The 14,003-nt window shown below is 68.5% G+C and carries 10 protein-coding genes; 7 read left to right on the plus strand and 3 right to left on the minus strand.

Going from position 1 to position 14,003, the window contains the following annotated elements:
- The coding region (locus tag DPQ64_RS13890) for a M20/M25/M40 family metallo-hydrolase (RefSeq protein ID WP_115864917.1) at positions 1-1,077 on the plus strand (1,077 nt) is incomplete at its 5' end.
- A 146-nt stretch (positions 1,078-1,223) separates the two neighbouring features.
- Here DPQ64_RS13890 and purB read toward each other — a convergent pair.
- On the minus strand, positions 1,224-2,612 hold the full coding sequence (gene purB, locus DPQ64_RS13895) for an adenylosuccinate lyase (protein WP_115864918.1): 1,389 nt from the start codon (positions 2,610-2,612) through the stop codon (positions 1,224-1,226).
- 168 nt (positions 2,613-2,780) lie between these two features.
- On the opposite strand from purB, the gene purH reads away from it, so the two are divergent.
- The 5 genes from purH to DPQ64_RS13920 all read left to right on the plus strand — a co-directional run bounded on the left by purH (position 2,781) and on the right by DPQ64_RS13920 (position 9,476).
- Positions 2,781-4,406 carry a bifunctional phosphoribosylaminoimidazolecarboxamide formyltransferase/IMP cyclohydrolase gene (purH, locus tag DPQ64_RS13900; protein WP_115864919.1) on the plus strand — a complete coding sequence of 542 codons (1,626 nt, stop codon included), beginning with the start codon at positions 2,781-2,783 and terminating at the stop codon, positions 4,404-4,406.
- 105 nt (positions 4,407-4,511) lie between these two features.
- Positions 4,512-5,069, plus strand: a complete 558-nt coding sequence (locus DPQ64_RS13905; protein ID WP_115864920.1) for an SHOCT domain-containing protein — start codon at positions 4,512-4,514, stop codon at positions 5,067-5,069.
- 350 nt (positions 5,070-5,419) lie between these two features.
- Positions 5,420-5,659, plus strand: coding sequence for a hypothetical protein (locus tag DPQ64_RS13910; RefSeq protein ID WP_115864921.1), 240 nt, complete (start codon positions 5,420-5,422; stop codon positions 5,657-5,659).
- 91 nt (positions 5,660-5,750) lie between these two features.
- Positions 5,751-8,255, plus strand: a complete 2,505-nt coding sequence (folP, locus tag DPQ64_RS13915) for a dihydropteroate synthase (RefSeq protein WP_115864922.1) — start codon at positions 5,751-5,753, stop codon at positions 8,253-8,255.
- A gap of 69 nt (positions 8,256-8,324) precedes the next feature.
- Complete coding sequence (locus tag DPQ64_RS13920; RefSeq protein ID WP_157971715.1) at positions 8,325-9,476, plus strand: hypothetical protein; 1,152 nt, start codon at positions 8,325-8,327, stop codon at positions 9,474-9,476.
- Positions 9,477-9,595: 119 nt separating this feature from the next.
- Here DPQ64_RS13920 and DPQ64_RS13925 read toward each other — a convergent pair whose 3' ends face one another.
- Together DPQ64_RS13925 and DPQ64_RS13930 are read right to left on the minus strand one after the other, a co-directional pair.
- Positions 9,596-10,735: a glycosyltransferase family 4 protein gene (locus tag DPQ64_RS13925; protein ID WP_115864924.1), complete on the minus strand. Its 1,140-nt coding sequence runs from the start codon at positions 10,733-10,735 to the stop codon at positions 9,596-9,598.
- Positions 10,736-10,911: 176 nt separating this feature from the next.
- Positions 10,912-11,475, minus strand: coding sequence for a DUF7344 domain-containing protein (locus DPQ64_RS13930; protein ID WP_115864925.1), 564 nt, complete (start codon positions 11,473-11,475; stop codon positions 10,912-10,914).
- 431 nt (positions 11,476-11,906) lie between these two features.
- Between DPQ64_RS13930 and DPQ64_RS13935 the strand changes: the two genes are divergently transcribed.
- The gene (locus DPQ64_RS13935; protein WP_115864926.1) at positions 11,907-13,739 is read left to right on the plus strand and encodes a S9 family peptidase; all 1,833 of its coding nucleotides are present in this window, start codon (positions 11,907-11,909) and stop codon (positions 13,737-13,739) included.
- Positions 13,740-14,003: the final 264 nt, after the last annotated feature.

The raw sequence follows: 14,003 nt of genomic DNA on the forward strand, positions 1-14,003 counted from the left end.
TCGCCGCCCGCGGAATCCGCGGGCGGCGACGCCACCGCCGACGGCGCGACTCCCGAGGTCCGCGTCGACGGCGCGGGCAACACCATCGCGGTCCGCGACTCGGGCCGGGAGGGTCCTCACGTCGTCCTCAACACCCACATCGACACGGTGCCGCCGCACGTCGAGTTCTCGCGGGACGCATTGGAGGACGGTGGCGAGATCATCCGTGGCCGCGGATCGTGCGATGCGAAGGGGCCGCTGGCCGCGATGCTGGCGGCTTTCCTCGGCGTCGAGGTGGAGCGCGGCCGGGTCACGCTCGTGGTCACGCCCGACGAGGAGACGAACTCGACGGGAGCCGCGGCGCTCGACTTCGAATCGCGGTCCGACCTCCGTCCCGCGCCGGACGCCGTGATTGTGGGGGAACCGACGGAGTTGGACGTCTGCACCGCCGCGAAGGGGCGCTTTCAGGCCACGGTGACGGTCCGGGGCGCGAACGCCCACGCCGCGGAACCCGAGGCCGGCGCGAACGCGGTCCGGGCGGCCGGCGACCTGCTGGCGGCGCTGGACTCCTTCGACGAGCGCGAGGGCGCGCCCGACCCGAGCGACGCGCTCGGCGCGCCGACGCTGGTCCCCACCACGGTCGAGGGCGGCACCGCCACGAATCAGGTGCCAGCAGAATGCTCGTTCGTGGTCGACCGCCGGAGCGTCCCGCCCGAGACCGCAGAGGGGTTCCGGTCGGGGCTGCAGGACCATCTCCGCGAGCATCTATCGCCGGACGAGGGTGTCGAAGTCGGGACCGAGTTCGAAGTCGCCCTCGCCGAGCGCGACACCCCGTTCCTCGCGGCGTTCGAGACGCCGCCGGATTCGCCGGTCGTGCGAGCGATGCGGGACGCGGGTGCCGGGCAGATGCGGCCCTTCGGGGCCGCCACCGAGGCGTCGTACTTCGCGGAATTTGCGCCGACGGTGGTGTTCGGGCCCGGCGCGCTGGCCGACGAAGAGGGCGCGGTAGCCCACGCGCCCCGCGAGTACGTCCGGGTCTCGGAGGTCGAGCGCGCCGGGGGGATTCTGGAAACGGCGCTCGGCGAACTTTTGAGATAGGCGCTGTTCGGTCGCGGTGTTGTGCAGGTGCGGTGCTGTGCAGTTGTGGTTTCTCCTGGGTTTCGGCAGAAGCCATCGTCTCCAGCACGAGATACTGGACGCGAACGTCGAGGCAGCGAGCTATCGCACGAGCTTCGGAGCCGCCGTCAGCTCTCGTCGAGGAAGTCGACCATCTCGTCGGCGACGCCGGTGTAGTTCGCGGGCGTCAGCGCCATCAGTTCCTCGCGGGTCTCTTCGTCCACGTCGAGGTCAGCGAAGAGGTCGCGGAAGTCTTCGAGCGTCACGCGCTGGCCTCGCGAGAGGTCCTTCACGCGCTCGTAGGCGTCGTCGTGACCCTCGCGCCGGAGGATGGTCTGGACCGCCTCACCGATGACCTCCGGGGTCGCGTCGAGGTCCTCGGCCATCACCTGCTCGTTCGGGACGACCTTCGAGAGGCCGTCACGGAGCTTGAGATACCCAAGCAGGCAGTAGGCGAAGGCGGCCCCGACGTTGCGCTTGACCGTCGAATCCGAGAGGTCACGCTGGAGCCGGGATTCGGTCAGGTAGTCCGCGAGGAAGATCAGATCCGAGTTTGCCTTCGAGAGGTTGCCCTCGCTGTTCTCGAAGTCGATGGGGTTGACCTTGTGGGGCATGGTCGACGACCCCGTCTCGCCCTCGGCGGCCTCCTGTCCGAGGTAGCGGTCGCTGACGTACCGCCACGCGTCCCGGTCGAGGTCGAGCAGGACCTTGTTCGCGCCCCGGAGCGCATCGAACAGCTCCGCCAGGTCGTCGGAGGGGTTGACCTGCGTGGTCAGCGGAGCCTGCTCGACGCCCAGCCCTTCGACGAACTCGCGGGCGAACGCCGGCCAGTCCACGTCGGGGTACGCCGCGACGTGGGCCGCGTAGGTGCCGGAAGCCCCCGCGAGCTTGCCCTGCAGTCCGTCGCGGGCCGTCTTCACGCGACCGATTGCGCGGCCGAGCCGCGAGGCGAACACCGCCATCTCCTTGCCGAAGGTGGTCGGGGTCGCGGGCTGGCCGTGGGTCCGCGCGAGCATCGGCACGTCCCGATGCTCGCGGGCGAGGTCGGCGAGCACGCCCCGAACCAGTTCGAGTTCGGGCAGGAGCACGTCCTCGACAGCTCCCTCGACGAGCAGGCGGTACGCGAGGTTGTTCACGTCCTCGCTCGTCAGCCCGAAGTGGATCCACGGGATGACGTGGCCGAGTTCCGGATCGGCGACGCGCTCGCGGACGAAGTACTCGACCGCCTTCACGTCGTGGTTGGTCGCCTCGTACTCGCCGTACCCCTCGGTCTCGATCTGCTTGACGAGTTCGGCGTCGGCGTCGTCGAACTCCTCGTAGAGGCTCCGGAGGTACTCGCGGTTCGACTCGCCGATTTCGAGCGGCGTGGCGTCGAGGTCGGCGAGCGCGAGCAGGTACTCTACTTCGACTCGCACGCGGGCGCGAACGAGCGCGGCTTCGCTGGCGTACGCCCGCAGGGGTTCGGTCCGCCCGGCGTACCGACCGTCGAGCGGCGTCACGGCGTCGAGAGGGTTCATGCGCGTATCTGCCCGAGCGCGGGCAAAAAGCGTGTCGGTCGATACCTCCACGCTCTTGCATAGGTTTCGGCTTCTCCCGCAATCTCAACACCATCTCTATACAGACTCGTGCACACATCTCGGCTCGCAACCGCAACTCCTTTTGCTCAGGCGAGCGCTCATGGAGACATGACCCGAATCGCCGGACTGGCTGGCAACCGCGGTCGAAACCTCGTGCACGTCGCCGACCTCGCGCCCGGCGGCGCGGAGCTTTCGGTCGTGCTGACCACCGACGACGACGCGCCCGCGCTCGACGCCGCGAGCGAGCGCGACATTCCGACCGAGGTCGTGGAACTGCGCGACGACGAGTCGCGGCGCGACCACGAGGCCCGCGTGCTCGACGCGCTCGCCGACTACGACTTCGATCTGGTCTGTCTCGACGGCTACATGCGCATCCTCTCGGACCGGTTCCTCGACGCAGCACCCACGACGCTGAACGTCCACCCCTCGCTGCTCCCGTCGTTCGCCGGCACGGACGCGTGGGGCGACGCGCTCGACGCGGGCGTGTCGGTAACCGGCTGTACGGTCCACGTGGTCACCGACGCGACCGACGATGCGGGGACCGTGGTCGAGGAGAAGGTCGACGCCGGACCGGTCGTGACCCAAGAGCCGGTCTCCGTCTACGAGGGCGACGACCGCGACTCGCTCAAAGAGCGCGTGCTCTACGAGGGCGAGTTCAAGGCCTACCCCCGCGCAGTGAAGTGGTTCGCCGAGGACCGCGTCGAAGTGGATCACGAAGCCGGCGAGGTCCGCATCGAGGGCGACACCGACGGTGCGTTCCCCGAGCGGCGCGTCGAAACGAGCGACCGCGCCGCCGAGTTGCGCTACGGCGAGAACCCCCATCAGGACGCCGCGCTGTACGGCGACGCCACCTGCGAGGAGACCAGCGTGGTCGGCGCGCCCCAGCTGAACGAGGGCGCGAAGGGGATGGGCTACAACAACTACAACGACGCGGACGCCGCGCTCAACCTCGTCAAGGAGTTCGACCGACCCGCCGCGGCGGTCATCAAGCACACGAACCCCGCGGGCTGTGCGACCGCGGATTCGCTCGCGGACGCCTACGACCGCGCGCTCTCGACCGACGCGAAGAGCGCGTTCGGCGGCATCGTCGCGCTGAACCGCGAGTGCGACGCGGCCACGGCCGAGCGCGTCGCCGACTCGTTCAAGGAGGTCGTGCTCGCGCCGGGCTACACCGACGACGCACTCGACGCGCTGTTCGAGAAGGGGAACCTGCGCGTGCTCGACGTTGGAGATGAGGACAGCTTTGCTGAGGTCTCCGAAAGCACGACCGAGAAGGATCTCGTCGGCGGAACCCTCGTCCAGGAGCGCGACCTGCAAGCGCCGACCCGCGAGGATCTGGAGGTCGTCACCGAGCGCGAGCCCACCGACGAGCAGTACGAGAGCCTCCTCTTCGCGTGGCGGACCATCAAGCACGTCAAATCCAACGCCATCCTGTTCGCCGACGGTACGGAGACGGTCGGCGTAGGCGCTGGACAGGTCAGCCGCGTCGACGCGGTCGAGATCGCGAAGATGAAGGCCGAGAGCGACGCCGAGGGCAAGTCCGCCGAGGGCGCGGTGATGGCCTCGGACGCCTTTTTCCCGTTCCCCGACGCCATCGAGGCCGCGGCCGAGGCCGGAATCGAGGCCGTGATCCAGCCCGGCGGGTCGGTCAACGACGACGACGTGATCGAGGCCGCAGACGAGCACGACGTGGCGATGGTGTTCACCGGAACGCGGTGTTTCCGGCACGACTGAGCGCAGGAACCGAGGTCTCTCGTCTTCTTCCGCCACCGCCTGCTATCGGTTTTCCGAGCGAGCGGAGGACGAGATTCAAGTACGACCGGGACCTACCCCTCTCCGATGGGACTCCGAGACGACACGCGCGTCACGCTACTGCTCGCGGGGCTCGTGCTCTCGCTGTTCGCGCTCGTCGGCGTCGTGGCGTTCGGCATGCTGGCGGTAGTCTCTGCTGTGCTGGCACCGCCCGCGGGGACGCCGCTGCTGGTCGCGCTGCTGAACGCGGTGGTCCCGTACGCGCTGGCCGGCGCGTTCTTCGGGATGCTCTCGCTGCTCTTGCTGATCTGGACCACCGCCGCCGCGGTCCGCCGGGCGTCGATGCCCCGCAGCGAGCGACTGGCGAGTCTCGCGCGGACCGCCGAGCGTCACTCCTCGGAGGCCCGCGAACTGGGGCTCGCAGAACGGTTCGAGCCGACGACCGAGGAGCGCATCGAGGCGCTCAAAGCCGAGTACGTCGACGGCGAAATCACGGAGTACGAGTACGAGCAGCGCTTGCAGCGGTTGTTGCGCGAGGCGGATGTCCGGAGCGGGTTCGAGAGCGTGACCGACGACCACGTTCAGCGCGAACTCGACCGACTCCGGGGCGAGCGCGACCGGGGCGAGTCCGAATTCGAGCGATAGCACCCTTTGTGATGTTGTTTCTCCTCCTTCGGGACGTTCCGAGTTTGCTACTGCTTCCTACTCCTTCGAGTCGTCCGAGCTAGCTACTGCTTGAGCCTCGGCGTGACCGCACGGCACCGCCACCGCACCGCGACAGCAACCACACCGCGCCCCGTGCCTCCCCGCGGCGTTCGCGCCTGACGGCGCTCACGCCGCGCGTCCCGTTGTTTGTTTCACGGCGAGCGACTCGTGGTCGGAAGGACCGTGGCGAAGTCGGCGGGGTCGCGTCCACCGAACCGAAGTCCCATCCCATCACCGGCGGTCCCGAACGAGGAAGAACTAAGTCCGGACTGTCTGAACCACCGGCTACAGTGTCCTCCAACTACCGAACCGACGTTCTGAAGATCGCCCTCGGCCTCGCGGTGATGAGCTTCCCGCTGTACACGACCGCGAAACACCTGCTCATCACCTTCTCCTCGAACTGGACGAAACTTGGCGAGACCGGCACCCTCGGGGCCGCCTTCGCCCTGCTCCTGTTTCTGCTCGGCGCGAGCGCGGTCGCTCACGGGCTCTTCACCGGTATCGAGCGCGCGGTGCGGGCAGAGCGATAGCCGGGGCGACGGGAACAGCGCGAGCGCCGAGGGACCGCCGGCGAGGTCCGACTCCGACACGCTAAAGCACGCCGCGCTAATTCTCGGACACATGGACTTCCACGAGGCGGCGAACTTCCTGTTCGACCTCCGCCGGTATCGTCCCAAACCGGGGACGGAGTCGACCGCGAAGCTGCTCGCCCACCTCGACGACCCGCACGAGGGGGTCGAGTACGTACAGGTCGCGGGGTCGAACGGGAAGGGCTCGACCGCCCGGATGACCGAGCGCGCGCTCCGGGAGGCGGGCCTCGACGTGGGGCTGTTCACCTCGCCGCACTTCGACGACGTGCGCGAGCGCGTCCGGGTGAACGGCCGGAAAGTGCCGAAGGCCGCCATCACAGAGTACGCCGAGTCGATCCACGAGTACGTCGAGAAGCGCGCGACCGACGGCGAAGCGCCGACCTTCTTCGAGGTGATGACCGGCCTCGCGCTCTGGCAGTTCGGCCGCGAGGACGTGGACGTGGCCGTTCTCGAAGTCGGCATCGGCGGGAAGTACGACGCGACCAGCGTGGTCGACCCCGTCGCGAGCGCGGTCACCAGCGTCACGCTCGAACACACCGGCATCATCGGCGACACCATCGCGGAGATCGCCACCGACAAGGCCCACGTCGCGCCCGCCGACGCCCCGCTCGTGACCGCGACCACGGGGGACGCGCTGGAGGCTGTACGAGCGCACGCCGGACGGGTCGTCCGAGTCGACGACACAGACGAGGCCGAAGACGGCGACGCCGACCGAGCGGACGTGCGGGTCGCCTACGAGGGCAAGACCAACCACACCGAGGCCGCGGTCGCGCTGTCCGGCCCCGACTGGTCGGTCGACGCGCGGATTCCCCTGCTCGGTGAGTATCAGGCCCGGAACGCGGGCGTGGCGGCCGCGCTCGCCCGGCAGGTCGGCGAACTCGCCGACCTGCCGGGCGAGCGCGACCGCGTGAGCGTGGACTCGGAGACGCTGGCCCGCGGGCTCCGGAAGGCCGACTGGCCGGGCCGCTTCGAGGTGATGGGGACCGACCCCATCGTGGCGCTCGACGGCGCGCACAACCCCGGCGCGTGCGAAGCGCTCGCGGACACGGTCGCGGAGTTCGACGGCGAGTACGACGACCTCCACCTCGTCTTCGGCGCGAAACACGACAAGGACCTCCGTGGGATGGCCGCCGCGCTGCCGACCCCCGACCGCGTGGTCGCCTGTCAGGCGGACATCCGTGGCGCGGAGGACGAAGCGGTCGTCGCCCGCGCGTTCGCGGAGGCGGGCGCGGGCGAGGTGCTCACCCGCAACGCGGTCGCCGGCGCGCTGGAGAACGCCCTCGACGCTGCGAGCGAGGACGACCTCGTGCTGGTCGCGGGGTCGCTGTTCGCGGTCGCGGAGGCCCGGCGGCGGTGGACTCGCGCCGAGATTCCCAAGCGCGTCGAGGACGTCGACGACGCCCGCGAGACGCTCGAAGACGCGGACGTGACCGACCCCGGCGTCTGGCGGATGCGCGGCAAGGCGGTCCACCGCGTGCTCAAGACCCGCGTGCAGGTCCGGCAGGCCCGCTACCTCAAGGAGGAGATGCTGAGCCTCGGCGGGGAGTGTGCGCTCTCGGGCGTCAACGAGCAAGACGAGGAGACCGTCGACGTGGTGCTGATGGGCACCCTCGCGCAGTTCAAGCGCCTCGCCGAGAAGCTCGACGGCCAGCCGTACGGCCTCTCGGTGTTCGCCGACGACGTGCGCGGGGCGCTCGACATCCGAACCGAAACGGAGCGTCGGGGCTACCCGTGGGAGGACGGCACCGCCGTCATGGGCGTGCTGAACGTCACGCCCGACTCGTTCCACGACGGCGGCGAGTACGACCGCGTCGAGGACGCGGTCGGGCGCGCCGAGGAGATGGTCGCGGCCGGCGCGGACCTCGTCGACGTGGGCGGCGAGAGCACCCGCCCGGGCGCGGACGAGATCTCGGTCGAGGAAGAGATCGACCGCGTGGTCCCCGTGATCGAGCGGATCGCCGACCTCCCGGCGCTCGTCTCGGTCGACACCCGGAAGGCCGCGGTCGCGCGCGCCGCACTGGAGGCGGGCGCAGACATCCTGAACGATGTGTCGGGCCTCGAAGACCCCGAGATGCGGTTCGTCGCCGCCGAGTACGACGTGCCGCTCGTCGTGATGCACAGCATCGACGCGCCCGTGGTTCCGGGCCGGGACGTCCACTACGACGACGTGGTCGAGGACGTGATCGACGAACTCGAAGAGCGCGTCCTGCTGGCCGAGAAGGCCGGCCTCGACCGCGAGCAGATAATCGTCGACCCCGGACTCGGCTTCGGCAAGGCGAGCAGCGAGAGCTTCGAGTTGCTGGGCCGAACCGACGAGTTTCACGCGCTGGACTGCCCGGTCCTCATCGGCCACTCCCACAAGTCCATGTTCGGCCTGATCGGCGAGGACGAGGACCGCTCGGCGGCCACGGTCGCCGGGACCGCCATCGCGGCCGAGCGCGGTGCGGACATCGTTCGGGTCCACGACGTGGAAGAGAACGTGGCGGCGGTTCGGGCGGTCGAGGCGGTCGACGGCGTCGAAGAGTTCGACGCGTAGCGATTCGTCGTCCTCCGAAGTCGCGAACTATTCCGAAACGAATACGTTCCTCCTATTTTTGTTGGAAGTATGAATAGTCGTGGGTGGCTGATAGCCACCACGATGCTGGTCCTCGTACTCGCAGCCCTCCACGGAATCAGCGGCACGGACTCCGGAGTTACCGACCCGGGGGTCACTGTCGAAGCCTGCGAGTCGCTCCCCGACTACGACTACGAGCGGCTGGTCGTCCGCGTCGAGGAGATAAAGGGGATGGAGTTGGAGCGGAACGTGTCCATCTGCGTCGAGCAAACGGCAGGCGGAATCGACACGACGCCGAACCGGGGAAGGTTCGCCTACGTCGGGAAACCCGGACTCTCGTTTTTCGGCCTCGACGCGGCGACCAACTCTGGACAGCGGTCGTCACTGGGGTACACGGAGTTCTCCCCGGACGGTGGGGCGATAGAGATCTTTCTCGCAAACGAAAGCGTGGTCGAAAACGTCCCGTGGATCTCCTACGAGGCACTGCTCGTCCACGAGCTCAGCCACGCGGTGGAACTCCCGCCACCGACTGCTAGTAACGCGAGCACGGATGGGCGCATGGTCGGACCGCGGACGACCGACGAACTGCTCGCCCGACAGGCCGTCTCCAACGGCGTTGCGATGTACGTCGCCGACTTTTACGTCGAACGGTACGGCGGTCACCTGAACGTCTCGGCGCTGGACGTGGGCCACCAGAACTGGAAGCGCCGGGTGAGCCAGTCGGTGTACCACGCAGGCTTCCTGTACAGCGAACAGACGGACTGGCGAACTGTTCCGGGACCTGGACGGGTGAACTCGACTGCACAGCTTCTCCACCCCGGCGAGACGACGAACGCAACCGGCTTTCCCCTGCGCCCGAAGCTGTCGATGGATTCGCTCAACCACGTCCGTACCGACCGTGTCGGAGAACTGTTCCTCCGAGAGACGTTCGAGAGCAGGGGTGTCGATGCCGAACGCGCGGCCGCCGCGGCTGGCGGCTGGACGAACGACAGGATGGACTACTATCGAGCAAATGGATCGAGTGTCGTAACGTGGCACGTGACATGGCAGAACGCGAGCGAACGGGCCGAGTTCGTGGAGACGTACGACGAGGGTTACGACTACGAACGAGTCGACGCACTCCGGGACGTGGATTGCAGAGCACCGGGGCGATATCTCATCACGGCGGACAAGTCGGTGACTGTCGTGGCGTGCACCAGTTGACGGTAGCCGTCGACGAACCGAAGCAGCTCGAATAGTAAACTACCCTACACTCTTTCACCGCGGGCCGCGGGTCTCCGTGTAGAACGCGTCCGAGCCAGACTACAGACCCGGTCTATCCATCACAGAAGCACGACCAGCAGCACAACCAGCGCGACGACAGCAAGGACGACGCCCGCAACCGCGGCGGGTTCGACCCAGCTCATCCGCTCTTCCGCGTCGCGGTAGGCGTCCAGATATGTTTCCAGTACCTCGCGCTCGTCGTATTCGGCGAAGTTCTCGTTGCCGTCCAGCCGCTCCATGTCGGCGGCCGCGACGAGGGCGTCGGTGAGTTCCTGCTCGCTGGTCGTCCGAAACGCGCGCTCTTCCTGCTCGACCAACTCGTGAGCGCTCGATCCGACGTGATACTCGACCACGCCCGCACAGCCGCAGGCGAGCGCCCGGAGCATGTCGGTCGGGAACGCCTCGCGGCGGGCGGTCTGGGCGTAGACGTGCGCGCCCTTGAACGCCGCGAGCCGGTCGTCGAGCGGTCGGTCGCCGACGAAGGTCACCCGGTCGTCGATGCGGAGGTCCCGGACCTGTCGCTCGTAGGTGTCGCGCTCGGGGCCGTCGCCGATGACGACCGCAGACCAGTCCCGGTCGCGGAGTTCCGCCAGCGCGAGCAGCAGGCTCTCCAGATTGGCGTCCTCGTCGAGGTGCCGGGAGTAGACCACGTCCGCCACGTCGCGGGGCTCGGCCGCCCGGATGGCGTCGAGGTCGACGCCGTTGGGGACGACCCGGACCGCCTCGCCGTCGGCACCGAGTTCCCGGACGCGAGTCTTGACGGTTTCGGAGGGGGCGAGCACGAGGTCCGGGAGCGTAGCCGCGAGCCGCCACGTCGGATCGTTGGCGTCCCCGGCGTCGGGCGACTCGTACCAGTCCACGACGAGCGGGGCGCGGAGGAACACGCTGGCGGCCTTCGCGGCGAGCACGTGGACGGGGACTGCGGCAGTAGCTTGAATCACGTCGGGGTCGGCTGCCCGGAGCGCTCCGGGAAGCGCGAGGGCGAACCGCCGGGACTCGCCGGAAGCCTCCTCGGTGACCCGCCGGTAGGTCACGTCGTTCTGCTCGAACGTCTCGTGGTCGCCCTCCCACCATTGCGCACAGCAGACGACCACGTCGTGGTTCCGCCGGGCGAGCCCCTCGGCGGTCCGTCGGAGCCGTCGCGTTACTCCCGTCTCGCGGTGTTGGGCCACCGTCTCCGAGACGAACGCGACGCGCATACGAACCGCCACGAAGCGGTCCCCTAAAAACCCAACTCTTCTCCGTGAGGCTGCCACGACCTCTGAGGGCGCGAGGCGGTACTGCGCCGTTCGCCGACGCAAGGCGGTACTGCCGCATTCGGTGACGCGCGGGGATGCCGCGCCGGTCAGAACCGGCGCGGCACCCCCGCGCGAACTCAATCGTTGAGTTCGAGAATGAAGTCCGGCGCTGCCCGGTTCGCGCGGCGTCGCCACCGTCGGAGGTCGTAAGTGTGACCCACCGCAGTCACGCCGAACGCGGTGACCACGAGGAGGGCACACTCCAGTCCCGAGAGCAGTGCGAAGGGGTACATGCCAGCCCAGGCTATCGACAGCACGAGGAGGCTCACCCCGGCGATAGCGAGGTAGAGCCGGTGCCACGGCACCGACGCCTGCGGGTCGCTCGCGAGCTGGAGGTCGAGCTGGGCCGCCCGTTCGGTCGGGTGCACCACGCTCCGGTCGGTGTCGTACCGGAGGACCCCCGCCGACTCCAGCTTGGGCAGGTGGGTCTGGTGGAGCGCGCTGTACACCGACTTGCGCTGGCTTGAAGAGACCTCCGAGACGGTCGCGTCGTTCTCCCACGCCGCTACCTGCTCGGCGAGTTCGCCGAGCTCCACCGGTCCCCCGTACCGCTGGAGGTAGTAGAGGACGTACCGGCGACGGAGGTTCTTGACGGCGTGGAACACCTCCTTCCGGGACGGACGCGTCGTCTTGGAAGCCATCTCGGAGCATAGGGATGAGAGTCGCGCTGATAAACCGATTCGAACGTTCACCCTCACCTTGGAACAGTTCACGATTTCAACCAAAAATTGTGCCGTCGCCCGCAGGGGAAACTCACCCGTTCTAGGGCGAGTCGCACCGTCTCCGAGTCGCCGGCTTCGCGGTGATTACCGCGCCACCACCGGACGCTTGGCGTGCGGATCGCGGGACCTCACGTTTTCACTCGGCAAACCACACGCGTAGATCGCTGGACCGGTCGAGAACCACCAGTTACGAGGGTTCCATCTCCGGTTTCGGAGGGAGGGTAGTCCGGAGGCTCACGAAGACCGAGACGTGGCGCCCGGCCTCTCACCTCGACAGACGAGACGCTGGCGGTGCACAGCAAGCTTCCGATGCCCAAAGGGATATGACGGTCGGATTGCAACCCTGTGGCATGTCGACCTACGATTTCGAGCGGTATCTCAACGTGCGGGCCGCGAACCGGCCGTCGTTCGGCCCGGACGGCGACCGACTCTCCTTCTTGATGGACACCACGGGCGTCTCGCAGGTGTGGCGGCTCGACGAGCCCGGCGCGTGGCCCCGACAGCTCACCTTCGAGGCCGAGTCCGTGAGCTTCGCGTCGTGGTCGCCCGAGCGCGACGAACTCGTCTTCGGGATGGACGAGGGCGGCGACGAGCGCACCCAACTGTTCCGGCTCGACGGCGACGGCGAGACCGTCACCCCGCTCACCGACACGCCGGAGGCCATCCACTACTGGGGTGGGTGGAACTCCGACGGGTCGGCGTTCGCCTTCGCGTCGAACCGCCGAGAAGAGTCGGTGTTCGACGTGTACGTCCAGGCCCGCGACGAGCGGGGCGACGACGCCGAACTGGTCCACGAGGGCGACGGCTGGCTCTCGGTCGTCGGCTGGAGCCCGGACGACCGCTACCTCGCCGTCCGGGAGGCCCACTCCGGGTTCGACAACGACGGGTACGTGCTCGACCTCGAAACCGGTGATTTCGAACACCTCACGCCCCACCAAGAGGACGCCCGCTACGCCCAGATACACTGGGGTCCGGACGGCGACGCGCTCTACCTGACGACCGACCGGGACGCCGACACCAAGTACCTCGGTCGGCTCGACATCGACACCGGCGAGATCGACGTGGTCGAGGACGGCGGCGAGTGGAACGTCGAGAGCCTCCGACTCGACGAGGACACCGGCCGGTTCGTCTACGGCCGGAACGTCGAGGGCTACACCGAGTTGACGGTCGGGGAACTCACCGGGGCGACCAGCTACCGAACGCTCTCGGAGCCCGACCTGCCGCGGGGCGTCGCGGGCGGCGCGTCGTTCGACGACGACGCCGAGCGGCTCGCCGTCGCCGCCGCGGGGAGCACCGAGAACTGGAACGTCCACGTGGTCGACGCCGAGACTGGCGAGACCGAGCGCTGGACCGACGCGGCGACAGCGGGACTGCCCAAGGAGTCGTTCGTCGAGCCCCGGCTGGTTCACTACGAGACGTTCGACGGCCGTGAAATTCCGGCGTTCTTCTCGGTGCCCGACGAGGCGACGCGCCGGTCGGCCGCGTCGGAGGCCGGGGACGGCGGAGTGCCCGTCATCGTCGACATCCACGGCGGCCCCGAGAGCCAGCGCCGACCCTCGTTCCGCGCGACCAAGCAGTACTTCCTGAACCGGGGCTACGCCGTCTTCGAGCCGAACGTCCGCGGGTCGGCGGGCTACGGCAAGGCGTACACCCACCTCGACGACGTGGCAAAGCGGATGGACTCGGTGGCGGACCTGCAGGCCGGCGTCGAGTGGCTCCACGACCAGAGCGCGGTCGACCCCGACCGGATCGTCGCGCTGGGCGGGTCGTACGGCGGCTTCATGGTGCTCGCGGCGCTGACGGAGTACCCCGACCTCTGGGCCGCGGGCGTCGACGTCGTGGGCATCGCCAACTTCGTCACGTTCCTCGAGAACACCGGCGACTGGCGGCGCGAGCACCGCGAGGCCGAGTACGGCTCGTTGGCCGAGGATCGAGAGTTCCTCGACTCCATCAGCCCCATCAACAACGTCGAGAACGTCTCTGCGCCCCTGATGGTGCTCCACGGCGCGAACGATCCCCGCGTGCCCGTGGGCGAGGCCGAGCAGATCGCCGACGAGGTCGCCGACCACGGCGTGCCGGTCGAGAAGCTGATCTTCGACGACGAGGGCCACGGCTTCTCGAAGTTGGAGAACCGCATCGAGGCGTACACCGCAGTCGCGGACTTCCTCGACGAGCACGTCTGAGTCGTCGTCGAGCACGTCTGAATCGCGGGACGGCAGTGCTGTTAGCCCGGACCTAACGTCCGTGACGGGCCGCCCCGTACCACGGTAGCGCGACCTTACTTCGTCCCACCGGCGCGATCCACTCTCCAACCGGTGCGGCGGGCGGCCCGACACCGGTGGCCACCGGTGTGGGCCGCCCGCTCTACGTCCGGGGATTCTCGGTTGGTTCCGCGACTCACCTTTTAAATCGGTCGCGCGTTTGCGGAGTCGGCAAAGGCGCGGGGG

Origin of the sequence: Halorussus litoreus, assembly GCF_003382685.1 — an archaeon.
Taxonomy (GTDB): domain Archaea; phylum Halobacteriota; class Halobacteria; order Halobacteriales; family Haladaptataceae; genus Halorussus; species Halorussus litoreus.